The sequence below is a fragment of the Mucilaginibacter sp. P2_D11 genome (assembly GCF_056404435.1).
The window spans coordinates 1-22,376 of record NZ_JBFUEA010000021.1 but is presented as its reverse complement, the minus strand read 5'-3'; the positions used below and the strand labels follow the sequence as shown (position 1 = coordinate 22,376).

Below are 22,376 nucleotides of genomic sequence, written 5' to 3'. Positions count from 1 at the left end.
TTAATTTTTAGCGTTTACAACAAAATCAAAAACCTCTTGTACGGTAGATAATTTCTTAAAGTCGTGATCTGCCATCGTAACACCGTAGTCATCTAAAACCATGGTTTGTACGCACATAGCAGTCAGCGAATCCCAGGTTGCCAGGTCGCGAAACTCAGTATCCGGTTGAATTTCAAAATCTTCACCCTCTTCAAATTGCGATGCGAATTTTTGGGTAAATTCTGTTAAGTTCATATGATTAATTTTAATAGTTTGTCTCTGTGAGCGTAAAACGATTCTTTATCTAATTCAAAATAATAGTTTAACTCGTCTTCTGCTACTACTCTAGGCTTATAGCCTCTATGGTACCTTAGTACATTTTTATTATTTTTCCTTACATCAAATTTGCAGGTAGTAAAACCAAGTTTTTCAAAAGCAAGTTCGCGGGCGATTATGTCGCTTTTTACAGCAATGCCGGCGGGCGCATCCGGTAAAAAAACCCAACTGCCCACATCGAATTCGTTACCTGCAAAATTGTATAATCTGGTGGTGCCCCATTTTACATTATTGTCGTCTTTCACAATAAAATAATACTCCAAATTAGCCGCCTCACGTAATTTATAATTCTCTATCCACACCATCTGTTTTTCAACATCAGGGTCTGTTGCAGATATATGTATATTTTTCCGGTCGAGCCTCAAATCAACAATAAATTGGGCATCTTGTTTGGTTGCCAACTCTAAAACAATATTGTATTTAGCTATTTTATGATTCAGCATCAATTTTGAATTTTAAAAAACCATCATAATCACGTAAATAGTCGTCTTCGGTGTAGATTTCGGAAGCTAGCACCAGCAAAACCGCACCAGACGAAAAATTCAGAAGATCGCGCCATATACCAGGTTCTACAAGCAGGCCATAATTGGGCCTGTTTAAAGTAACCAGCTTTTTTGTATGCCCGTCATCAATCATCACGTCAAAACTGCCGCTCGCCGCAATAATAAGCTGCTTTAACTGCCTATGGGCATGGCCGCCCCTTGTTTCTCCCCCCGGTACATCATATAAGTAATACACGCGCTTTACATGGAATGGGATATCGGTATAATTATTTACAGGTGTAATATTGCCGGCCCTGTTATGTATTTTGGGCAGCTCTATAACATTGCAGTTATAAATAGATGATCTCATTTATTTAAATTAACAAATTGGTCGTAATCGCGGATGTAGTCTTCAGCATCATATGCGGTTGATGCGGCCACGAATGCTAGCGAATTGGTTGAAAAGTTTTCCATATGCCGCCACATGCCTTTTGGCACAAATACGCCGTAATACGAGCGACTCAGCTGTATGCGCTTCGTTTCTTTGCCATCGTTTACTACAACATCAAAACTACCTGAAAGGGCTATGATAAACTCTTCGTTGGTTTTGTAGGCATGGCCCCCGCGTTCTTCGCCACCGGGTACATCATAAATCCAATAAACTCGTTTTATTTCAAAAGGGATATGACTGTTTTGCTCAAAAAAAGAAAGGTTCCCGCGTTCATCAAGTATTTTGGGGAGATTTATTAACTTAACATCTGATAAGACCATTTGCCTTTGTACTATTAATTAAATTTTAAGAGGCGACAAATATAGACTCAATTATTTATATAATCTTTAATTACTTTGAGTATATAATCATAATGACTTTCATTCAATCCCGGCCATACACCCAGCCAGAAAGATTGGTTCATGATGGTATCTGTATTGGCCAAATTGCCTATGGTGCGGTGGTTGATGTTGGCATAAGCAGGCTGACGCAACAGGTTGCCGCCGAACAGCAGACGCGTGCCGATCATCTTTTCTTCCAGGTGCTGCACCAGCATATGCCTGTCTGCTGCATCGCCCTCGCGTAACGTTAATAAGAAACCGAACCACGATGGGTCGCTGTGTTTGGTAGGCTCTGGCAGGATGAATATTTCTTCCAGCTCTTTCATGCGCTCGTACAGAGCCTTATAGTTTTCGCGGCGGCGCTGAACGAAGTAATCAACCTTTTTCAATTGCGATACGCCAAAGGCGGCCTGCATATCGGTAACCTTAAGGTTGAAACCAATGTGCGAATAGGTGTATTTGTGATCGTAGCCATATGGCAACGAGCCTAACTGCTGCGAAAAACGGCAGCCGCAGGTATTATCCTTACCCGGCTCGCAATAGCAATCGCGCCCCCAGTCGCGGAAGCTTTCGGCAACTTTGGCCAATTCAGGGTTGTTGATTAACACTGCGCCACCTTCGCCCATGGTAATGTGGTGCGCCGGGTAAAAAGAAAAGGTTGAAATATCTCCAAAGGTGCCGGTTTTTTGCCCGCGGTAGGTTGCGCCTAACGAATCGCAATCATCCTCTACCACCCACAGGTTGTATTTTTTGGCCACGCGCATTACCTCATCTAGATCGAAAGGGTTACCCAACGAATGCGCTATCATGATAGCCTTCGTTTTTGGAGATACGGCTGCTTCAATATCCGAAGCAAGCACGTTGTGCGTTGCGATATCTACATCTACGAAAACGGGGATAGCGCCGAACTGTATCATGGGGTTTACCGTGGTAGGGAAACCCGCCGCAACGGTAATTACCTCGTCGCCGGGTTTTACTGCGCGGTCGCCAAGTTTAGTAGAAGTCAGCGCGTAGAATGCCACCAAATTGGCAGATGAGCCGGAGTTTACCAGCAATGCTTTGTGTGCGCCAAAGTATTTGGCAAACTCGTATTCGAACGAATTAGCAAAGCGGCCTGCCGTAAGCCAGCCATCAAGGGCGGCATCAACTCCATGTAAAATATCCTCCTCATCCATCACTTTGCCGGTTACCGCTATGTAGTTTTTACCTGCGATAATTTCCCGCGTAGTGTTTTTTTTGATGACAGCCGCTAACTGGCTTTGAATACTTTCGTCGATATTTTTGTATGGTAACATGGTAATGCTTTTAGTACTATTTCTTTTTATTTTTAAATATCCTTACGGACTTTTTTCTTGTCTCTTGAATCTAATATCTTGATTCTAATTTGCTGCTCTACTTCCTATACCAATCAATGGTTTTCTTCAACGCGGCATCGAAGCTTACCTGTTGTTTTACGCCGATATCTTTTTTAATGGCCGAAGTGTCGGGAATAGATATCGATGATTGCGCCGGATACGCCTTGGAATACTTCACCAATACATCAATCTTGTTATGGAAGTTGGCGGTAATCTTCCCCGTCAGATCTTTCAGGGAGATGGCCTCATCGCCGCCGATGTTGTATGTAGCGGCGGTTTTGCCTTTGGCTAAAGCCATCAGCAGCCAGCAAGCCACATCGCTGCCGTAAAGGTAGCTGCGCACGGTATTTTCGTTACCCAGGATACGTATAGGGCCATTAAGGATGCTATCACGGATAAAATTGTTTATTGCCCACGGCTTCTCTAAATTCTGGTGCGGACCGATGAACGAGAACGGGCGCGTAATTACCACCGGCAATTTCTGCTGGTTACGGTAAATAGCGCAAACGGTTTCGGCCATGCGTTTGGCTTCGCTGTAGGCAGCGTTAACGGTGTTACTGTCAGATACGCCTATCTCATTTTCCTTAATGCCTTTTTCTGATGTGGCAACCGGATGGCCGTATATAGTGTTAGAGCTAAGGTGCACGAATTTATTCAGCCCCGGTAAACGCAGGCAGGCATCCAACAGGGCCTGTGTGCCTTTATAAAACGTTTCGATAGTTTTTAACGGGTTGCTTACGTGCGTGCGGTTATCCGGCGAACCGGCGGCGTTTATTATCCAGCGGACATCTTCGGGCAAAACGCTTATGTTGCGTATATCCTGTTCAATCAGCGTAACATATTTAAGGGCGGCCAGGTGCGGCACCTCGGCGCGATAGTCTTCCATATCGCGCGCCAGCAGGTACAATTTGATATCAAAACCCTCTTCATCATTCAAAACAGAAACCACCTCGGTTATCCATTTGCCAATGAAGCCAGTGCCGCCGGTAACTAAAATGCTCTGTCCGCGCAGGCAATCCAACGCGGGGATGTATCCTGCCAGCGATTGCCTGCAATCGGCCTTAATATCGTTTATAGCTTCTTTCTTCATGTTAGTTCTGGCGTTTAACTAAATCTAAAACAACCTCTATAATCAAATCTTCCTGCCCTGCAACCACCTTGCGCCTGCCCAGCTCGAAGTAAACGTCGCGCGGGTCTACGCTGTATTCTTTAGAAATACGGTTTACGTGCTTGGAGAAACCCGAGAATACGCCCGCCAATCCACTCGCCACGCTGTCTGAGGTGATGATGGGCACCAGCGGCATTATTCCTTTTTCGGCTATATCTGCAGCATCCAGCATCTTGTAAAGGTCTACCCCGTGGCTGTAGCCCATTTTATTCAAAACGGCTATCAGTACCTCCAGTTGCGCGTTGCCTGCGCCTGCGCCGAAGCCGCGTGCCGTACCATCCAAAATGGTGGCCCCTGCTTCTATGGCGGCAATGCTGTTGGCAATGCCCATGCCCAGGTTATTATGCCCATGGAAGCCCACAGGTATGGCCAGGCCATCAACCAGTGCGGCGATACGTTCGGTAACATCCTCAGGCAAATAAGCACCTGCCGAATCCATGATAATGATGCCCTCGGCACCGTAAAGTTCCATTTTCTGGGCTTCCTCAACCAATAGCTCCGGTGATGCCATATGCGTCATCATCAGCACCCCGTAGGTTTCCTTGCCTTTTTCGCGCGAGTAGCCGATGTGCCTCTGGGTGATATCGGCCTCGGTGCAATGCGATGCTACGCGGATAACGTCTACCCCCCACTCTATTGCCTTCTTCAAATCGCGCTCTATGGTAGCAAAACCGGGGATAACGTGTATGCCCAGCTTGCTGCTGCTGAGGTGCTTGCGGGCAGTCGTCAGCAATACCTCGTCAGTTTCCAGGCTCTCGCCTACTTGTAAAGACGATGCGCCCAAACCGTTACCATGGCCAACCTCTACTATAGGTATGCCGGCTTTATTGGCAGCCTCGCAATACAAAGCCACCTGCTTTGCCGATAACTGGTGCGATACGGCATGGTTGCCGTCGCGCAGGGTGGGATCGCTGATGAGTATATGTTGTTTCATTAATTTGCTAAAAAGGTAGTAGCCGATGGGTTAGCCGCTTTTTTGGCGTACTCTTCGGCAACGGCAATGGCCGCGCAGTTGATAATATCAAGGTTGCCTGCGTATTTAGGCAGGTAATCGCCCAACCCCTGCGCCTTTACCATTACCACGATGCGGCCGTTTTCATAGATTGGCGACACCAACAACTGGTAGCCCGGTACGTAGGAATTGATGTTTTTCACCATCGCCTCCACCGCCAGCGTCAAAGCTTCGATATTGGGTTTGGCCACCTTGGCGAAAATGGTGGTCTGCATATCTATGCAGGGGTTTGCCGGGTTAAGATTAAGAATGGCCTTGGCACGCTTGGCACCAGAGAACATCTTTACGCCCTCTTCGGTAGTTTCTATATATTCATCCAGGTTAAGGCGCGTTGCCGGGCCCGCGCTACGCGATGCGATGCTCGATACTACTTCTATATACTCCACGTCCGGGTGGGTTTGGCCAATCAAATAAGCGATAGGTATAGAAGCTTGCCCGCCGCAGGTTACCATGTTTACGTTTTGCTGCGTTACGGCATCGTTAAGGTTTACTGCCGGGATGCAAAGGCCGCCTACTTTAGCGGGCGTCATATCTACTACAATTTTGCCTAGTTTTTTTAGGATAGCCCAATGGTGCTGCGCATCCCTTGCCGAAGTGGCATCGAATACCAAATCACAGCAATCGGGATCTTTTACGATAGCGTTGATACTTTGATCCGACACCTTTACGCCCAGGCTGATGGCTTTGGCCATACCGGGCGAGGACAGGTTACGGCCGATGAACAGCACGCACTCCAGGTACTCCGATCGCTGTATCTTGATCAGCAGATCCGTCCCGATATTGCCGCTGCCCAATATGGCTACTTTTAATTTGCTCATTGTCTTTTAAATTAAGCCTCGATATCTGCCGATTTTGGGTGCAGGCCGCCCAGCATAATGGCCTTAAGCTGCTCTCTTGGTATGAAGGGCGAAAGATCTTCCAGCGGCGGTGATATTAAAGTACCGTCTTTTTGAATTGCTAAAGATAATTTCGGCACAAATGTTTGGTGCGGGTGCGTAAATACTTCGCAAATAACCGGGCCATTGTGTGCTTGTACCTGCGGCAGCACCTCGTCGAAATCTTCCCAGGTGCGTATGCGGAAGCTTTTGAACTTGAAAGCATCGGCCAGTGCCGAAAAATCGGGACAGCTTACGCCCGATTTTAGATCGGTGCCGGCGGCGCGGCCTTTGAACAGTGCTTTTTGGGTATTCTTGATCATCAGGTAGCCATCGTTATTGAAGATGAACAGCTTGATGGGCAGGTTATGGTGCGCCATGGTTTGCAGTTCCTGCAGGTTCATCATCATGCCGCCATCGCAATTGAGGCACATTACCTCGCCATTATTGGTAGCGATGGATGCGCCGATAGCGGCAGGCAGGCCGTAGCCCATCTCACCAAGGCCGGTAGAGGTCATCAAACGTTGGCCTTTTTTTAGCTTCAGTACCTGGTGCCCACTCAATAAGGCGGTACCCATATCGGTTACAATGATCTGGTCGTCTTTCAGATGCGGGTGCAACTTATCCATAAAAGGATAAGAATTGATGAATCCGTCTTGATCCGGATGGTCGAAAGGGTTCACCCATGGGAAATCTGCGCGGTATTTGTCACATGTTGCTACCCACTCGCTCAGGTTAGACTTAAAATCTTTTGTCTGCGTTAATAATTCTGTTATGAGGTCCTTAGCATCTGCAGCTACGATAGTTTTGTAGCGCGATGCATATTTGGCTAGTTCGTGCTCATCTATATCTACTACCGTTATCTGCGCCTCGCGGGCAAGCTCGTTTATCTCGTAACCGATCTGCGGAATAGCCATACGCGTGCCTATACACAGTAGGTAATCGCAGTTCTGCACCACAAAATTGGCGCAACGCTGGCCATAAGTACCGGCGCGGCCGTAAACCAGCGGATGGTACGAATCTACCATATCTATACCTGCCCAGGTAACCAATGCGGGTGAGCCCAATTGCTCCAACAGCGGCTCAATAAGATCAGTTGCATCAGCCAGCCTTATGCCGTGGCCCAACCATAGCAAAGGGCGTTTGGCAGCCTTCAAATCGGCCACTATACTGCTCACCTGTGATGGCAGATCCTTGGATGGTGATGCTGCGGCAGGTTTCTCGTAAGGCAGGATGGCGCTTTCGTCAATTACCGCTGATTGTATGTTCATGGGGATATCCAGCCAAACCGGCCCGGGGCGGCCCTCAAGGGCTATATCCCAGGATTTGTTCAGCTCTACAAGGATGTCTTTGGGTTCCAGCACGCGGCCAGCGTATTTTGTTACCTTCTCTACCATCAGCGAACTATCGTACCCCTGCACCCCCCACATCCGCACGTCCTTATGCAGATCGATGAACTTGGAGTTTTCATTGCCCGAAATAACGATGCCGGGGATAGAATCGGCCCAGGCGCTCACCACACCAGTGGTGCCGTTGGTTGATCCTGCGCCGGTAGTGAGCAACGCTGCGGTAACTTTGCCGGTAAGGCGGTAATAGGTTTGCATGGCCATGCAGGCAGCCTGTTCGTGGTGCACGCAAACTATTTCGGTGTAGCCTTTACTGAATATCGAATCGAAGATATGCGCGTTGCCCGCGCCTATTATCCCAAATACGTGCCTTATTTTTTTTTCTTCTAAAAAGTCGGCTATTGCATCGCTTATTTTCATGGATCGTATTATACTTATTTATACAAGGTAGCTGTCGATTGTCCGCTTAAAACCGGTTGCTATATCGGTTTGAGGTTGCCAGCCTAAAGTTAACAATTTATCTACATTAGGGGTATTGCGCAGTAAGGGGCTTTTCAGGTACTGCGTATTATCGTTAGTTGCCGCTTTTATTACCTTTAAGCCAGGCTTGCCCAAGGTAACCACTGTTTCGGCGAGCTCTAATATGCTGTGCTCCTGCTGCGGATTACCCACGTTGTAAGCTTCGCCGGGCGTACCGTTGAGCAGCACCGTTATGAATGCTACAGTGGCATCCTTAAGGTAACAGAACGCACGCCTTGCCGAGCCATCGCTCTTCATCTCAATATCGCGCCCGGCCAATATATCGGCTACGAAATCGGCATACACGCGGCCATCATCCAGCTGCATGCCCGGCCCGTAGGTATGGAAAGGACGCACCACCTTTGCGCTTACACCGTACTGTTTATAATAGCTTACGCAGATGTTCTCGCCCATCCTTTTGCTTTCGCCGTAGCAAGACCGTACCTGCATCGGGTCCAGATGGCCGTAATAATCTTCCCTTACGGGGTTATGCTCATTATCAATCTGCCCGTACACCTCGCCCGAACTAAAATACAGGAACGATTCGATGTTCTTTTCACGGGCAAGTTCCATCAGGTTCAGCGTACCCAGTACGTTTGCGCTAAGGGTACCCACCGGGTCGGTGCCGTAATATTTAGGGCTGGCCTGGCTGGCTGCATGTATGATGAAATCAACATCACCCGCAACGGATACCGGCAAGCTTACATCCTGTTCGATAAAGCTAAGATTATTGTTATTCGCATATTCTGAAAAGCGTTTTTTTGCTTTCGCGATGTTGCGCACCATGCCGATTACTTTGATATCCTGGCCCGAGGTAGCCCCTACGTATAACAACGTCTCTACCAAATATGCAGGCAGGAAACCATTTGCGCCCGTTATCAGCACCGTTTTACCGGCAAAGCGTTGCCAATCTATTGCGGATTGGCGTATAGCTTCCAAATCTTCCAGTACAATTTTATTGCTGGTCATTCAAAGTGTTTAAAAAGCTAAAAACTGTCTTCTGTACATACACTTAAATTATACCTATCGGTATATACTATATTTAAATTGCCAACCGGTATATTGTTCCCCAACCGTCTAAGACGGTTTATTGTTGAATATTCTGTGCGTTTAGAAATGTCAAAACCTGCTTTTCTGTATATATAGCCGCATTATACCTATCGGTATAAAAACTCTTATACCAATCTATCGTGTATTGTACTGCTATCTCTGCATTAAAAACAGGCGTCCACTTAAGTTCAGACATCGCCTTGCTGATATCCAATTTGAGCAAGCCCGCCTCGTGCGGCTGATTAGGGTCTACATTGGTAAAGTAGCTGCCACTGCCCCAGCATTCGATAGCCAGTTCCACCATTTTCTTTACAGGGAAAGCGTCGTTCACGTCCGGCCCGAAATTGAATGCCTGCGAAAAGGTTTGCGGCGCGCCGCCGAGCTTTGCACCTAATAATAAATAGCCTAACAATGGCTCCAGCACGTGTTGCCATGGGCGTATTGATGCGGGGTTGCGCACTTCTATCTCCTTATCGGCAGAAAGCGCCCGCACGATATCGGGAATTAATCTGTCTTTCGACCAATCGCCCCCTCCTATCACGTTGCCTGCGCGGCCAACGGCAATAGCTTTTTGGTGCGTGCTATAAGCCTTGGTATTGAAGAAGGAGTTACGATAGGAATCGATTACCAACTCGGTACAGGCTTTACTGGCGCTGTATGGGTCGTAACCGCCCAGGCGGTCGGTTTCGCGGTATGGGTAAGCCCACTCATTGTTATGGTAAACCTTATCTGTGGTTATCAAAACGGCGTTGCATGGTTTATCCAACTGCCTCATGGCATCCAGCACATTAGCGGTGCCAATGGCGTTTACCTCGAAGGTTTCTGAAGGTATTTGGTAAGATAGCCGCACCAAGGGCTGCGCCGCCAGGTGGAAGATAAAATCGGGTTGGAAACTGCTAACAGCTTCTGTGAGCGCGGCTCTGTCACGCAAGTCGGCGATTACCGATTGGCAAAGCGTATCGCCCTGTATCACGCTGTATAGGTTCAGCTCCGTTTCCGGCGCCAGGGCATAGCCTTTTACATCCGCATCCAGCATGCTGAATATCTTCAGCAGCCAGGAACCCTTGAAGCCCGTGTGGCCGGTAAGGAATACCTTTTTGCCTTTATATGTTTCTTTAAGTGCCTCTAACATACGTTTTACCAAATTTTCCAGGGAGCCTTGTTGGTGTCCCACATTTCGTTTAAATCGTGTTTGTCTTTCAGCGTATCCATGGGGCGCCAGAAGCCGTGATGCTTATAGGCATCCATCTGGCGGTCACCGGCTATGCTTTCCATCGGGCTTTTTTCCCATATAGTGCTGTCGCCAGCTTTTATATAATCGAATATGCCCGGTTCGCATACGAAATAGCCGCCGTTTATCCAGGAACCATCGCCCTTTGGCTTCTCGAAGAAGGATTGTACATCGTTATGGGCGTTGATATCCAACGAACCGAACCTGCCCGATGGCTGTACCGAGGTAACCGTGCAAAGCTTGCCCCCTGCTTTGTGAAACTCTACTAATTCTTTTACGTTAATGTCGCTTACGCCATCGCCGTAGGTCAGCATAAACGGTTCGTCTTTTACAAAAGGTTGTATGCGTTTGATGCGCCCGCCGGTCATGGATTCGTTGCCTGTATCTACCAGGGTTATCTTCCAAGGCTCGGCCTGCGAATCGTGCACTTTAATAGAATTATCAGCCAAATTGATAGTTACATCCGATTTATGAAGGAAGTAATTGGCAAAATACTCTTTTATCACGTAACCTTTGTAGCCCAGGCACACGATGAAATCATTGAAGCCATGTGCGGAGTATATCTTCATGATATGCCACAGGATAGGCATGCCACCTATCTCTACCATCGGCTTAGGTTTCAGCACCGTTTCTTCAGACAACCTGGTACCTAAGCCGCCAGCTAATAATACAACTTTCATATTTTGTTTTTCGTTAGTCAACTTCAATTACGCAGCCATCTGTAAGCGGGAAACTGCTGCAAAGCAAGCTCTCGCCTGCACCCAGGCCCTCGGGCAGCTTCTGTACAACTATCATCTTAACTTCGCCTTTTACTACACGCCCCTTGCAAACCAGGCAATTGCCGGTTTGGCAGGAGTATGGCATATCCAAAAGGGCATCCAGGCCGGCTTCCAATATGCTTTTGCCTTTTATTACTTCTACCCCTGTGGTAGTGCCGTTAAGTGTTACGGATATCGTACGCGTAATGATACTCTCAAAATCAGCCGGATCCCTAACCACCTCAAAGTCTTCCGAGTAAACTTTATCAGTCCCGATGCCTAAGCCAGTCAAAGCCGCTTTTACCGATTCTTTTAAGCCCGCAGGTCCGCAGATGTAGTGGATGGTATCCGCCAGGTTGCCCTCGTTTTGCATTACCGATAATACCTTTGCAGGGTCTATCCTGCCCTGTACCAGGTACGGGTTTTCGGGCGATATTACCGGTTGCGTATGGAAATGCCATGCGGAAAATGTGCTGCCGAACTGTGTTTGCAGCGCCATTATCTTATCGAAAAAAATCACGCTTTCGGCATTACGGTTTCCGTACACTAACGTAACATGGGCAGCTAAGTTTTTATGCAAAGCATATTTTGCTATCGACATCAGCGGGGTAATGCCGCTGCCGGCTCCCCAAAGCACAATATGCGTTGCAGGTGTAAGCACATTTTCGTTGAGCGTGAAATCGCCCATGGGTTCCATCACCTCTACCATGTCGTCAACCTTTACCGTATCTATGATATGGTTTGATACCACGCCGCCCGGCACACGTTTGATGGTGACCTCCAGATTGGCATCGATCAGCGGGGCGGAGGAAAACGAATAAGGCCTGATGTACCTGCGCCCGTTTATCCTGAACATGAGCGTAAGGTACTGGCCCGCCAGGTATTTCACTTTTTTTAAACCGGGCTGTTTAAAACCCACCGTTATGGTATCCGCCGTTTCTACACGTAAGTCTACGACTTTTAAAGTAAAAAAAAGCATCCCGTTTATTTAAGCCAATAAATGTTTAAGTATCCTTTTGCAGGCAATCCATGCTGATGCTAAGAATATGCCGAGTATAAAACCAATTACCATACCTTTTAACTTGCCAACCTTGCTTATTGGCAAAGGCAATACAGGTTGGTCTATAATTTGTATCAACGGTGTTTCCTGGCGTAAGGATATTTTCGATACCTCCAGGTTTTTCACTATTTCGCTGTAAATAGCCGAGCTGGCCTGCACATCTACCTGCCTTTTTTGCGATGGCACCCGTAGGCTGGTCATGGCCGGGTTGGCGTTAGGCGCGGCATCAGTTGCCGAAGCAACGCCGCTTATTGCGGAGCCCAGCACATTCTTTATACTATCGGCCTGTTTTTGTAAAACCTGCACGTTTGTATAACTTTTCTTGGTTTTGGTTTGCGCGTAAAAGTTATTTACGGTTTCTACTAGTTTGATGTTGAATACTTTGGAGAAAAGCTCATCGGCGGTGTTTACCTCCACCTTTATAATGGTTAGCTTTTTATCCAGTTTGGCAACGCTCAGCATTTTCTCTTTGAATTTGTTGGTGAGATCAGTGATAATACTATCCTGCTTGCGGCTAAAATTATCCGGGTTGCCAGTAAATGTTATCGTGCTGATGTTATCGTCTTTCTTCCATTTCTCCAGCAAATTATTGGAGGCGATGTACCTATCAATTAATAGCTGCTGCTTCCCATCAATAACTACCGGGCTAAGCAATGTTTTTTCGATCATCAGGCGCGATTTGTACAGCTCAAGTATGTTATCGCCCTCGAAGATACCGCCTCCGCCACCACCGATATCTATGCCTGCTAACGAGGCAAGCCCGGCGTACTGGGCCAAGCCGCCGCCTTTGCTGCCGTCCTCTAAAACAAAAGTAGATACGGCTGTGTAGGACGGCTTTTTTACGAATGCATAAGCGAAGCCCAGTACTGCAGCAAAAACACCTATGGCCAAAACTATCCGCCACCTTGATTTAAGGTAGGTTACCTCTCCTTTTACATAACCCATAAAGTCCTTTAAAGAAATCTCTTTTTCCTGAACTTCCATTTGTGCCGAAACGGGTTTGTCCTCCATTATTTGCTCAAATTAATAATTGCCAAAATAATGGCCCCCAAAGAAGCTAAACCACTTGTAAGGCCGATAGCCTCGGCAGTAGACAAGCCCTTCCTTTCGGGTTTACGGGTCACGTATATTTCGCTGCCTGCCCTTACCTCGGGGTGCACATTAAAAAACAGGAATTTACCTGTACCTTTAACGGTATGATTGGCATAAACTACATAAGAGCCGCGTTTAGATGCCCTGGACGAATAACCGCCCGCACCCAAAATATAATCGTTAAAAGATTTACCGTTTTCAAAAACCACAGCGCTTGGGTATAGCACTTCGCCATGTACATATACCACCTGCTGCTGTTTGGGTATGCTTATTACATCATTGTTTTGCATAATAAGATCGATATTGCTGCCCGGTGTTTTTAATATCTTACGCAAGTTTATACCGATAAAATTATACCTCAACTCATTGGCATCGGTAGCGGTAGAATCTTTATTAATTTGCTTTAACCTGTTTAGGCGCTGTATGCGCTCTATTTCGATGGCGTTGGTATCAATGCCGTTCTTATCGGTGCCAAAAATGGCCACGTTGTCCCTTTTTAGCGATCCTCCGTCTGCATCAGCAAATGCGGTTAAGCCCCCCGCACGGGTAATCAGGTCAGATATCTTCTCGTTTTTAAATTTAATGGCGTAGTAACCCGGGTAAAGCACCTCGCCTTCTACTTTTACTATGCTTTGCTTTTCGTATCCGGGCAGGCTGTATATCGATACGATATCAAAAGGCTGTAGTTTAAAGTTAGCACTGCTGTTTTTTAATTGCGGGTCTACATCAATATTAAAAACTTCTGCCAATATGCTGGTTGTTGAATTTGGGTCGCTGTTGTTGGTACGGCGCGCCACTTCAATGCGCCTGGCGCTTGCGCCATCGGCAAAGCCGCCGGCTTTAAGTATCAGGTCTTCAACTGTCATGTTCTCGGCGTAAGGGAATTCGCCCTGGCTGCGCACCTCGCCTTTTATAGTTACTCGGTACTCGTCGCGCAGGTCGGTAATGGCAGCTATGGTTACCACGTCCTCGCGCTGCAACAGGATATCGGGCGCGGTTTTATTCAGAACCGCGTTTACGTCGAATGACAACAGTTCGAGACTGTTATCGGCCTTAAGCCTGGCAATGCTACCGCGGCCACTGAAAGCATCTTCGCGCAGGCCAGCTGCGTTTTTTATCAGCTGCGAAAGCGTCAGCCCTTTCTGCAACTCATACTCTCCGGGGCGGAAAACCGCGCCATTTATAGTAACGCGATTTTCAAACCGATTGAGTATCCGTTCCACAGTAAATTTATCACCGCGCAGTGGGATGTAATTTTTATAATCGGCCTCTACCACATCGGTAATGCGGCGTTGCTGATCGCTTATCTGCGATACTTTTATGCGGGCGGTGTACGCTTCGTTGCTAAAGCCACCTGCAAAACGCAGCACGTCCTGCAGGGTCTCCCCTGCCAATACTTCGAATAAAGCGGGGTTTTTCACCTCGCCGGCCAGTTGTACGCGGGTACGGTAAGTAGGTACGCGTACAATGTCCTGATCTTGCAGGCCGATGTTGTCCTTTTGGTCGCCTTTTACTAGAAAGTCATACACATCCAGGCGGCGGATGATGCGGTTATTTCGGATAATCTCTATCTGGCGAAACGTGCCATTTTCGCCTGGGCCGCCCGCTGCATACAAGGCATTGAAAGCTGTTGCCAGCGACGGCAGCGTATAAGTTCCGGGCTTCACTAGCTCACCCACTAAAATTACTTTTATGCTGCGGATATTTCCCAGGCTCACCTGTACGCTGGTACCGCGCCCAATGGCATAATTACTGGCCGCCAGCTTGCTTTTTATAGATGCGGTTGCCTGTTCTATTGTTTTGCCCGATAGGTTGAGTACTCCCACTCCCGGTATATTAATATTGCCCTCAGGCGATACCTCAAGCTTCCAATTCACCAGCGATGCCCCGTAAACGTTGATGTTCAGCTGATCGTCGGGCCCTAATATATAGTTCACGGGGGTGGCCAGTTTAAGGTTTGGCTCGAAGGTGATATTGCTGTTGCGGAACAGGTTGGCACCGAATATTTTGGGTGTGAACAAGCCGTAAAGTTTATCACCGGCAGGCGTATTGTTAGTATCGGGCTGGTAGTTGAGACCGCGGGCTACCGATGGCTCCTGGGTGCTAGGTTGAGGGGCACCTGCTGTTTTACGCAGGGCAGCGATGCGGGTTTGCAATAGCTGGCTTTGGGTAGACGAAAGGCCACGGGCCTGCAAGGTTTGCAGCAAAGCAGCATCAGACAATCCCGAGGCTTGCGCCTGTTGCAAAGCCTGGCGCAACTGCTCGTCAGACAGATCGTTTACGTTTACGCCAGAGAGGTTCTGCGGGATGCTTTGCGCATTTGCCGGGCTAATGGATGCCAGCCACAATAAGGTAACGAAAAGGATAAAGTAGGGTTTCAATAGATGCATATGTTTCTAAATAACGCTGCGCTTAGCTGTAAACAGGGTTAAATAAGCACTATGGGCGTAGGCAGGGTGCTTAAAGCGATAATTAAACATTTTATCGGCAGAGCTGTTTAAGTGTACAAATATATATTAAATTTTGAAGCTAACCGCAAAAGTTAACGATGCCAAACTTAACCAAAGACGCGCCGAATTGTTTGTCGGAAAAGTGTTAATTATTAATAATGCGCCAACAAAAATGGCAAACGGCAGTTAAAAGCTTAATTTTGAGCGATGAATTATTTTGAATTTTACAACATTGCCGAAACCTTTAGCCCACATGCGGCGACTGTGAAAAAGCAGTTCTATGCTTTCAGCAAAAAATACCATCCCGATTTTTACGCCAACGAAGATGATGCCCGCCAGCAGGAAATATTGGAGCTATCTACCTTAAACAATAAGGCCTACCAAACATTTTCCGACCCGAATAAGCTTGCAGAATACATCCTGAAGCTGCATGGATTGGTAAATGAGGGCGCAAAACCGCAGCTGCCTGCAGATTTTTTAATGGAAATGATGGATGTGAACGAACGCCTGATGGAAGTTGACGACACCCGGCAGCTGGCCGAAATAACCGCAGAAGTACTTGCCATACAAGGCGATATGGACGAAGAAATGACGGCTGCGACCAGCGGATACGAAAACCTGGACGATAGCGCGAAAGAAGACAGGCTCAATAAAATCGCAAATATTTACTACAGGCAAAAATATCTGTTGCGAATTAAGGAGAGTTTGAATACATTTGCATCCCGCTTCTGAGCAGTATATGGCCTCAGATAAAAGCATGCCCAGCTGGCGGAATTGGTAGACGCGCTGGTCTCAAACACCTGTGGGAAACCGTGCCGGTTCGACTCCGGCGCTGGGTACTAACCGGATTCAGGTTAGGAAAGAGAAAGGGTTGCTTACAAAAAGCAACCCTTTCTCTTTTACTTTCAGTACGTTATAGTAGAATACGGATCCATAAAAGCGGCTCTAAACATATCCCCCCTATGGTAGCTTCAGGATCAATCTTTCAGGAAAGGATAATCGGTATATCCCTTCTCACCTCCACCATACATTGTAGTTCCGTCCGGCATATTCAGTTCAGCATTCAATTCAAACCGTTTAGGCAAATCGGGGTTGGCCAGAAGTAATGAGCCATAAGAGATTACTTTAGCGATCCCTTTTTCCAGTTCTGCCTCCCCACTATCTTTATTGAACCCGCCATTGGCGATGACCAGGTGTTCACTTATGCTACCGAATGTTTCTACAGCATTCTTAGGATAGTGAGGGTAATTATCCAAAGGGAACAAGCCATTCATCAGATGAATATAAGCCAGTGGCAATTCATTCAATGCTTCGATCAAAGGTTTGAATTGAGCAACAGGATCACTGTTTTCTATATTGTTATAATAAACAGTTGGCGATAATTTAATGCCAACTTTATCGCTTCCCGACGCATCAACCAGTTCCTGCATAACTTCCAGCACGAAGCGGTTCCTGCTCTCCACGCTTCCACCATACTCGTCGGTGCGAAGGTTGGCACTTTCTGATAAAAATTGGTTAGGTAAATATCCGAATGCTGCATGTAGTTCAACACCATCAAAACCGGCATCGATAGCATTCCTGGCGGCCTGACCGTAATCCTTTACGATCTGTTTGATCTCTGCCGTAGTTAATTCCTGAGGCGTTTCGTAATCTTTTAGTCCCTGAGAGGTGAAATGCTGCTGCCCTTTTATCCCGACCGCGGACGGTGCTACCGGAAGTTTCCCTTTTCTATCCACAGAATGCCCAACGCGTCCGGTATGCCAAAGCTGTGCATAGATCACGCCTCCTTGGTCATGAACGGATTTTGTCACTTTCTTCCAGGCATCAATTTGCTCCTGGGTGTACAAACCGGGAGTCAGAGGGCTGCCCAGCGCCTGTTCCGAGATATTGATAGCCTCCGTAAGGATGAGTCCGGCACTGGCACGTTGTGTATAGTATAATACGGTCAGGTCTGATACGACGCCTTCGCCATTGGCACGGCTGCGGGTCATAGGTGCCATCGCGATGGCATTCTTCAATGTTTCTTTTCCTAATGTTATCGTTTCTAATAATTTCATGATTTCTTTTTTATCTTATTGATATCTGTAAATTGTACTGTTGATTTGGAAAATGTTTCTCTAGACCAGCCTATATGTTATTGGCCTACTACAAGAACAACTTTACCGTTGCTCCCACCAGCGGACACATAATCCTGGGCTTTCGCAGCTTCTTCTAATCTGAATGTTTTTGCAACGATGGGACGGAGCTTGCCTTCTCTTACTAAATCCAAACCCGCGGTCAAACTATTGGCTGAGATATTGGAACTGATAAATCGTGCGTCAACCTGGTACTTTTTCGCTAATTCGGTAGAAGGCGGGGTTACTATACTGAATAATTTACCTCCGGGCTTTAACACCTCAAAAAGTTTATGCTGAGATTCGCCGCCAGCGCAATCAGCTACCAGGTCAATATCCTTAGCCAATACGGTAACGTCTTGCGATTTATAATCTATCACCTCATCTGCACCAAGGCTTTTTACCAACGCTATGCCTTGTCCTGATGCCGTAGCTATGACATAGGCCCCGGCGTTTTTTGCCATTTGTACCATGGTGGCTCCTGTTGCGCCTGCAGCCCCCTGGATTAAAACTTTCTGACCATTCGATAACTTCCCCTCATTAAACAATACCGATTGGGCAGTGCCTATATTAACCACCAGAGAGGTTGCCTCTTCGAAGGTGGTATTGGTAGGTTTTAGGGCAACGTGGCTCTCATTTACCAGCACATACCCGGCATATCCTCCTGTTGAAGACACAGCGATCACCTGATCACCTGCTTTAAATTGGGTTACTTTTTCTCCGGTGGTGATAATAATCCCTGCTACATCTGCACCTGGTACAAACGGCAAATTGACAGGACGGATCTTTTGCATAATTCCATTGCGTAATTTGATATCCAAAGGATTTACGCTGGCTGCTTTAACTTGAATTAAGACTTCGTTTTCATTTTCGATTTCCGGCTGAGGGATTTCTACCACCTCGATCACATTGGAGTTGCCGAATGCCTTGTATTGTATTGCTTTCATCATTTTTCACTTTGTCATATTAATCATACAAACAAATGTAGAAGTTAATAAATGGGTAAAATACCCGAAAAAGACACAAGAATAGTCCTATCCGACAATCGATATTGATATGAAAGAAAAGAAGCTTTATAAAGTGTAGGAGAACTTCTTTGGTGTAATGCCATACTGCTTCTCGAATAATCGGCTGAAATGGCTAAGGTTTGAAAACCCCAACTCGTAGCCAACCTCAGAAACGGAATGTTTAGCCTGTTTCAACAGAAAAGCGGCTTCTTCCATTCTGGCCTTCTGATAGTAATTATAGATCGCATCACCAAATGTTTGCTTAAAAAGCTGCTTAAGTTTCGTTTCGCTCATCGAAGCGATTATAGCTAATTCACTTAAAACCGGCGGGGTACTCAAATCACTCAATATTTCGTTGCGAATAACCAAAAGTTTTTCTGCATCGTTACTATTTATATTTTTAAAAGTCGTGTTCTCCCTTAGCGACAACTTACTAAAAAGCAGATACATTAATTCCTGTACCTTAATTTGCACGTAGAAATTGTTCATCGAGTTATTCATATCGACGGATACAATATTTTTAAGCAGCAACTGCATTTCAGGATCCAAACTTTCGAAAAAGAGAAAGGATGCATTTTCCGCCGTAATGGTTTGTATAGTATGATTAGGCTTTTCAATAGATAGCACCGAGCGTAATCTGTTAGCGGTAATCCCAACTACTACGTATTGAATGTTGCTGCCGGCAGGAAAACGAATTTCCGTGCGCAAATCATTAGAGGACAGGAGTATGGAAGAATCATTTTTTTGTGAGCATGGGATGTTTTCCCCGGTATTACATTTTACTTCAAGATCTTCCCTGTTATTATAAAAGAAAATGGTACGTACATCATTAGCTATTGCAGCCGGATTGCGTTTAACAATCAGATCTTCCTTCAATACATACCGGTGGATCGTTAATTTAAAATCGTCCCCAAACCCAACTTTACGTACATAACCTTCTCCAAGTGCCTTCGGGATTTGCAATACATTATCCCTTACAGGCGCATTGATCTGTTTTGAAAACAGTGTTATAAAGTCAAAACCCGGGGCTGTCGTAAATTCAAAAATCATTGCAGGAAGTAAAAATTAATACATCTAAGGTTATTTAACTCTCTTAAGTTTAAGTCAGTATATTAACATTTTAATAATTTAGATTTTAATTCCACATTTTAAAGGCACATCCCTTTTTCTAAAATACCATAGTAAGCATCTTGCCAGCAAAATATACACAGCGAAAATACCTACTATGGATTAAACAATCTATTCTTCGGTATCTTTAGATTTGCTTAACTGCAAACAATCATTCTCGCAAAGCTTTGACAATGAATTTCTTTTACTTTCATTATCCGTATAACATCGCTTGTACTTGATTTTAAAGCCTCTACTAATGTGGTTTTCGTTCAGGAACAATTTGATATTGGCAATTGCCTTCAAATCATCCAGAAACTTATTGCTGCGCAGGGGGCCAGGGGTACATTAAGTTGACATAGAAGACTGTAAGTTAACTACTTAGGATGAGTTGTCTAGTTCAGACCGGACTACCCCGCCCCTAACGCAGCGGCTTGGAATAAATTCACCCCAAAACAGAAAACCCTCTTTAAATTGCTTTAAAGAGGGTTTTCTTTGTATTGGTATCGCTTTCTGTCGGGATGGCAGGATGAGTATCCCACCCCTTAAAGGGTTGATTATGTTAAAGTTATCAAGTTAAATTTAGGAAACGGTAACCGAATGTGTCTCATTTTATTAGACTTCGTTTGATTGCATTTGAATCTTTAAAGCACTCGTAACAGATAGTCAATGAACTTGTTATACAAAAACAATAAATGTTTTACTATTAAAGAAGGCATTTTTACATGAAGTTTTGTACTCGATGAACCTTATGTAATTTTCATAATCAGGTTGTTAATTGTCAGCGTTTGTAGATAACAGCAAAATTTCTTCTGGACGTTTGTTCACGATGAATTTTCCCAATAGGAACATGTATGATAAAGATAAATTGACACGAAATTACCGTTATAATAATTTCATTCACGTTATGTTAAACCCAGTTTATTATGTTTGTAACGCAATTTGCTGCCCGCAAGATCAACTTTAATGTTGTTTGGGCCTTACAGATAGGATTGGCTATTGGAATGCTAACATTTGTTATTCGTATGGTTTCGTAATTGTATTCCGAGGCAATTTTTTAATGTTTTTGCTTCAATTTACCTTTAATTTTGTATAACCCGCAGCGATCAGTAGCATATTTCTCCTGAGCTCGTTTCTTCCAGGTTTTTCAGCCGGAAGATTTTCCGTGCGATCATTTGCTGTTACAACCCACAACAACGTCGCCCTGAAAACTTATCAATTTTTAAATAAAAATTTTTGAGGACCAAAAGATGTACTATGCGCGATCAGCCAGCCAAACAACCGGTGCAGCAGTACGATCACGAAGCAGCACACGACGACCGGAACAAAGTCGGATGCACCGACTACAGCGCGGCTCATGATCGCACCGAGCGAGATGGTAATGATATTATCCAAAGGCGTACGCACGCCGAACGAGCGTCGGCCCGATACACGGATCAGGATAAGCGCGATGAAAAACATGACAATGCCCCGGCTGCTCATTTGCAGTGCGTTAAGGTCCTTACCTTCTCCGAAAATTTTGATCAACAGTTCCATAACATTTTAGTTTGAGGTCAATAATTGACTGGCCTGTTTTGCAGATAGCCTTTCAGCAACACGGAACTTTTTTCCGGCTTGCTCATTATAATTGTTAAAAAACGCTTCCAGTTGGTTCACTATTCCATCGGGCAACTGTTCCAGCGTTTGAATATCAGCAAACAACTGGGAAACATCCGGTATGCCTATAAAGCGGTCATTCCGCATCCTTTCCCCGTCGCACTCAGTTTGCTCGGCCTTGAATGCACCGACGATCCGGCAATCAACCAGGCAACCTGGAAAGGTGGAACTTTCCGAAACTATGATGATGTCCAGCGGATCGCCGTCTTCACCTTTAGTGCCGGGAATCATCCCGAAATCGAAAGGGAATACCAATCCGGCCGGGAGGATCTTGCTCAGCTTAAATCGCTTTTCTTCCGGGTCATAGTCGAATTTTTGGTTATAGCCCTTTGGGCATTCAATCATGGCGGTAACCATTTTTTGTTTTTTCATAGCCTGCCTCCTTTGTATACTGTTAGATAAGATTGATAATAACTTTTCATTTTGATGGCATATATTTCAACTGTACTTTGTCAGACAGCAGTGCCGCGTTGAAAATTTGTAATCAGCCAGCTTCCTCATCACCTCCTTGTTTTGGTTTACGGTTGGCAGTTTTCCTTCTTTGATTTTCTTCAGCGGCATCGATTGAATGCGTGCTGGTAATATCGCTGTCCTTTTCAGCCAGGCCCGACAACCGGATATAAAATTTATAAAGGTGGTCCAGTTCCACGAATGGTCGGAAGATTAATCTTCCGACTTTTTTGTTTAGAGATGTGTTGTTTTTTTTTATTTAACTATCTGATTGTCAATTATTTATTTGTTTTTATCGTTGATTTTAAGTATATTAATGCTGTAAATCAAAGAGATATGGCCATTTTCAAAGATCATAGTATCACCGTAAAACAGCTCTTAGGCTTCATTCCCGAGGCCTTAATAGCAAATTTGTCGCTTACAACTAAGATCGATCATTACGCAAAGGTTCTGCACGGGAACAAGCTGTTTTATTTGCTGCTCTACGGCATTTTGGAT

At 45.7% G+C, this 22,376-nt stretch carries 22 protein-coding genes and 1 tRNA gene; 2 read left to right on the top strand and 21 right to left on the bottom strand.

The features are described 5' to 3' along the window. The 15 genes from AC1DXC_RS24350 to AC1DXC_RS24280 form a co-directional block, all read right to left on the bottom strand. Positions 1–234 (bottom strand): phosphopantetheine-binding protein, encoded by a 234-nt coding sequence (locus tag AC1DXC_RS24350; protein ID WP_477461781.1) that lies wholly within the window; start codon positions 232–234, stop codon positions 1–3. After that, positions 231–758, bottom strand: coding sequence for a GNAT family N-acetyltransferase (locus tag AC1DXC_RS24345; protein ID WP_477461780.1), 528 nt, complete (start codon positions 756–758; stop codon positions 231–233). The genes AC1DXC_RS24350 and AC1DXC_RS24345 overlap by 4 nt, the downstream gene beginning before the upstream one ends. Beyond that, the gene (locus AC1DXC_RS24340; protein ID WP_477461779.1) at positions 745–1,167 is read right to left on the bottom strand and encodes a sugar 3,4-ketoisomerase; all 423 of its coding nucleotides are present in this window, start codon (positions 1,165–1,167) and stop codon (positions 745–747) included. The genes AC1DXC_RS24345 and AC1DXC_RS24340 overlap by 14 nt, the downstream gene beginning before the upstream one ends. Then, complete coding sequence (locus AC1DXC_RS24335) at positions 1,164–1,568, bottom strand: sugar 3,4-ketoisomerase (RefSeq protein ID WP_477461778.1); 405 nt, start codon at positions 1,566–1,568, stop codon at positions 1,164–1,166. The genes AC1DXC_RS24340 and AC1DXC_RS24335 overlap by 4 nt, the downstream gene beginning before the upstream one ends. 47 nt (positions 1,569–1,615) lie before the next feature. Next, a complete protein-coding gene (gene rfbH, locus AC1DXC_RS24330) occupies positions 1,616–2,923 on the bottom strand; it encodes a lipopolysaccharide biosynthesis protein RfbH (RefSeq protein WP_477461777.1) in 1,308 nt (435 codons plus the stop codon). 97 nt (positions 2,924–3,020) lie between these two features. Then, positions 3,021–4,073: an NAD-dependent epimerase/dehydratase family protein gene (locus AC1DXC_RS24325; protein ID WP_477461776.1), complete on the bottom strand. Its 1,053-nt coding sequence runs from the start codon at positions 4,071–4,073 to the stop codon at positions 3,021–3,023. Position 4,074: 1 nt separating this feature from the next. Next, on the bottom strand, positions 4,075–5,085 hold the full coding sequence (gene dmpG, locus AC1DXC_RS24320; RefSeq protein ID WP_477461775.1) for a 4-hydroxy-2-oxovalerate aldolase: 1,011 nt from the start codon (positions 5,083–5,085) through the stop codon (positions 4,075–4,077). Next, the gene (locus tag AC1DXC_RS24315) at positions 5,085–5,981 is read right to left on the bottom strand and encodes an acetaldehyde dehydrogenase (acetylating) (protein WP_477461774.1); all 897 of its coding nucleotides are present in this window, start codon (positions 5,979–5,981) and stop codon (positions 5,085–5,087) included. Before AC1DXC_RS24315 ends, dmpG begins: the two co-directional genes overlap by 1 nt. A gap of 11 nt (positions 5,982–5,992) precedes the next feature. Next, positions 5,993–7,804: a thiamine pyrophosphate-binding protein gene (locus tag AC1DXC_RS24310; protein WP_477461773.1), complete on the bottom strand. Its 1,812-nt coding sequence runs from the start codon at positions 7,802–7,804 to the stop codon at positions 5,993–5,995. A gap of 18 nt (positions 7,805–7,822) precedes the next feature. After that, a complete protein-coding gene (locus tag AC1DXC_RS24305) occupies positions 7,823–8,872 on the bottom strand; it encodes an NAD-dependent epimerase/dehydratase family protein (RefSeq protein WP_477461772.1) in 1,050 nt (349 codons plus the stop codon). A gap of 118 nt (positions 8,873–8,990) precedes the next feature. After that, positions 8,991–10,085, bottom strand: coding sequence for a CDP-glucose 4,6-dehydratase (gene rfbG, locus AC1DXC_RS24300; RefSeq protein WP_477461771.1), 1,095 nt, complete (start codon positions 10,083–10,085; stop codon positions 8,991–8,993). Between the two features lie 5 nt (positions 10,086–10,090). Continuing rightward, positions 10,091–10,864: a glucose-1-phosphate cytidylyltransferase gene (gene rfbF, locus AC1DXC_RS24295; protein ID WP_477461770.1), complete on the bottom strand. Its 774-nt coding sequence runs from the start codon at positions 10,862–10,864 to the stop codon at positions 10,091–10,093. Between the two features lie 13 nt (positions 10,865–10,877). After that, positions 10,878–11,921 carry an FAD-binding oxidoreductase gene (locus AC1DXC_RS24290; RefSeq protein ID WP_477461769.1) on the bottom strand — a complete coding sequence of 348 codons (1,044 nt, stop codon included), beginning with the start codon at positions 11,919–11,921 and terminating at the stop codon, positions 10,878–10,880. Positions 11,922–11,930: 9 nt separating this feature from the next. Further along, on the bottom strand, positions 11,931–13,013 hold the full coding sequence (locus AC1DXC_RS24285; protein WP_477461768.1) for a GumC domain-containing protein: 1,083 nt from the start codon (positions 13,011–13,013) through the stop codon (positions 11,931–11,933). After that, complete coding sequence (locus AC1DXC_RS24280) at positions 13,013–15,484, bottom strand: SLBB domain-containing protein (protein WP_477461767.1); 2,472 nt, start codon at positions 15,482–15,484, stop codon at positions 13,013–13,015. The genes AC1DXC_RS24285 and AC1DXC_RS24280 overlap by 1 nt, the downstream gene beginning before the upstream one ends. A 267-nt stretch (positions 15,485–15,751) precedes the next feature. Here AC1DXC_RS24280 and hscB point away from each other — a divergent pair, with 267 nt between their 5' ends. Both hscB and AC1DXC_RS24270 read left to right on the top strand, forming a co-directional pair. Further along, positions 15,752–16,276, top strand: coding sequence for a Fe-S protein assembly co-chaperone HscB (gene hscB, locus AC1DXC_RS24275; protein WP_477461766.1), 525 nt, complete (start codon positions 15,752–15,754; stop codon positions 16,274–16,276). A 27-nt stretch (positions 16,277–16,303) separates the two neighbouring features. Further along, positions 16,304–16,383: transfer RNA gene (locus AC1DXC_RS24270), tRNA-Leu, on the top strand. A 138-nt stretch (positions 16,384–16,521) separates the two neighbouring features. Here the strand turns inward: AC1DXC_RS24270 and AC1DXC_RS24265 are convergent. The 6 genes from AC1DXC_RS24265 to AC1DXC_RS24240 all read right to left on the bottom strand — a co-directional run bounded on the left by AC1DXC_RS24265 (position 16,522) and on the right by AC1DXC_RS24240 (position 22,077). Continuing rightward, the gene (locus tag AC1DXC_RS24265; RefSeq protein WP_477461765.1) at positions 16,522–17,601 is read right to left on the bottom strand and encodes an alkene reductase; all 1,080 of its coding nucleotides are present in this window, start codon (positions 17,599–17,601) and stop codon (positions 16,522–16,524) included. 77 nt (positions 17,602–17,678) lie between these two features. After that, positions 17,679–18,608, bottom strand: a complete 930-nt coding sequence (locus tag AC1DXC_RS24260) for an NADP-dependent oxidoreductase (RefSeq protein ID WP_477461764.1) — start codon at positions 18,606–18,608, stop codon at positions 17,679–17,681. A 123-nt stretch (positions 18,609–18,731) separates the two neighbouring features. Beyond that, positions 18,732–19,715, bottom strand: a complete 984-nt coding sequence (locus AC1DXC_RS24255) for a helix-turn-helix domain-containing protein (RefSeq protein WP_477461763.1) — start codon at positions 19,713–19,715, stop codon at positions 18,732–18,734. A 1,272-nt stretch (positions 19,716–20,987) separates the two neighbouring features. Beyond that, on the bottom strand, positions 20,988–21,308 hold the full coding sequence (locus AC1DXC_RS24250) for a DUF421 domain-containing protein (protein WP_477461762.1): 321 nt from the start codon (positions 21,306–21,308) through the stop codon (positions 20,988–20,990). A 6-nt stretch (positions 21,309–21,314) separates the two neighbouring features. Then, on the bottom strand, positions 21,315–21,800 hold the full coding sequence (locus AC1DXC_RS24245) for an inorganic diphosphatase (RefSeq protein WP_477461761.1): 486 nt from the start codon (positions 21,798–21,800) through the stop codon (positions 21,315–21,317). A 112-nt stretch (positions 21,801–21,912) separates the two neighbouring features. Then, positions 21,913–22,077, bottom strand: a complete 165-nt coding sequence (locus AC1DXC_RS24240) for a hypothetical protein (protein ID WP_477461760.1) — start codon at positions 22,075–22,077, stop codon at positions 21,913–21,915. Positions 22,078–22,376 lie beyond the last annotated feature (299 nt).

What these genes read in the sequence shown, in the direction of transcription:
- AC1DXC_RS24350 (WP_477461781.1), bottom strand. Translation starts at nt 234, where the DNA reads ATGAACTTAACAGAATTTACCCAAAAATTCGCATCGCAATTTGAAGAG.
- AC1DXC_RS24345 (WP_477461780.1), bottom strand. Translation starts at nt 758, where the DNA reads ATGCTGAATCATAAAATAGCTAAATACAATATTGTTTTAGAGTTGGCA.
- AC1DXC_RS24340 (WP_477461779.1), bottom strand. Translation starts at nt 1,167, where the DNA reads ATGAGATCATCTATTTATAACTGCAATGTTATAGAGCTGCCCAAAATA.
- AC1DXC_RS24335 (WP_477461778.1), bottom strand. Translation starts at nt 1,568, where the DNA reads ATGGTCTTATCAGATGTTAAGTTAATAAATCTCCCCAAAATACTTGAT.
- rfbH (WP_477461777.1), bottom strand. Translation starts at nt 2,923, where the DNA reads ATGTTACCATACAAAAATATCGACGAAAGTATTCAAAGCCAGTTAGCG.
- AC1DXC_RS24325 (WP_477461776.1), bottom strand. Translation starts at nt 4,073, where the DNA reads ATGAAGAAAGAAGCTATAAACGATATTAAGGCCGATTGCAGGCAATCG.
- dmpG (WP_477461775.1), bottom strand. Translation starts at nt 5,085, where the DNA reads ATGAAACAACATATACTCATCAGCGATCCCACCCTGCGCGACGGCAAC.
- AC1DXC_RS24315 (WP_477461774.1), bottom strand. Translation starts at nt 5,981, where the DNA reads ATGAGCAAATTAAAAGTAGCCATATTGGGCAGCGGCAATATCGGGACG.
- AC1DXC_RS24310 (WP_477461773.1), bottom strand. Translation starts at nt 7,804, where the DNA reads ATGAAAATAAGCGATGCAATAGCCGACTTTTTAGAAGAAAAAAAAATA.
- AC1DXC_RS24305 (WP_477461772.1), bottom strand. Translation starts at nt 8,872, where the DNA reads ATGACCAGCAATAAAATTGTACTGGAAGATTTGGAAGCTATACGCCAA.
- rfbG (WP_477461771.1), bottom strand. Translation starts at nt 10,085, where the DNA reads ATGTTAGAGGCACTTAAAGAAACATATAAAGGCAAAAAGGTATTCCTT.
- rfbF (WP_477461770.1), bottom strand. Translation starts at nt 10,864, where the DNA reads ATGAAAGTTGTATTATTAGCTGGCGGCTTAGGTACCAGGTTGTCTGAA.
- AC1DXC_RS24290 (WP_477461769.1), bottom strand. Translation starts at nt 11,921, where the DNA reads ATGCTTTTTTTTACTTTAAAAGTCGTAGACTTACGTGTAGAAACGGCG.
- AC1DXC_RS24285 (WP_477461768.1), bottom strand. Translation starts at nt 13,013, where the DNA reads ATGGAGGACAAACCCGTTTCGGCACAAATGGAAGTTCAGGAAAAAGAG.
- AC1DXC_RS24280 (WP_477461767.1), bottom strand. Translation starts at nt 15,484, where the DNA reads ATGCATCTATTGAAACCCTACTTTATCCTTTTCGTTACCTTATTGTGG.
- hscB (WP_477461766.1), top strand. Translation starts at nt 15,752, where the DNA reads ATGAATTATTTTGAATTTTACAACATTGCCGAAACCTTTAGCCCACAT.
- AC1DXC_RS24265 (WP_477461765.1), bottom strand. Translation starts at nt 17,601, where the DNA reads ATGAAATTATTAGAAACGATAACATTAGGAAAAGAAACATTGAAGAAT.
- AC1DXC_RS24260 (WP_477461764.1), bottom strand. Translation starts at nt 18,608, where the DNA reads ATGATGAAAGCAATACAATACAAGGCATTCGGCAACTCCAATGTGATC.
- AC1DXC_RS24255 (WP_477461763.1), bottom strand. Translation starts at nt 19,715, where the DNA reads ATGATTTTTGAATTTACGACAGCCCCGGGTTTTGACTTTATAACACTG.
- AC1DXC_RS24250 (WP_477461762.1), bottom strand. Translation starts at nt 21,308, where the DNA reads ATGGAACTGTTGATCAAAATTTTCGGAGAAGGTAAGGACCTTAACGCA.
- AC1DXC_RS24245 (WP_477461761.1), bottom strand. Translation starts at nt 21,800, where the DNA reads ATGAAAAAACAAAAAATGGTTACCGCCATGATTGAATGCCCAAAGGGC.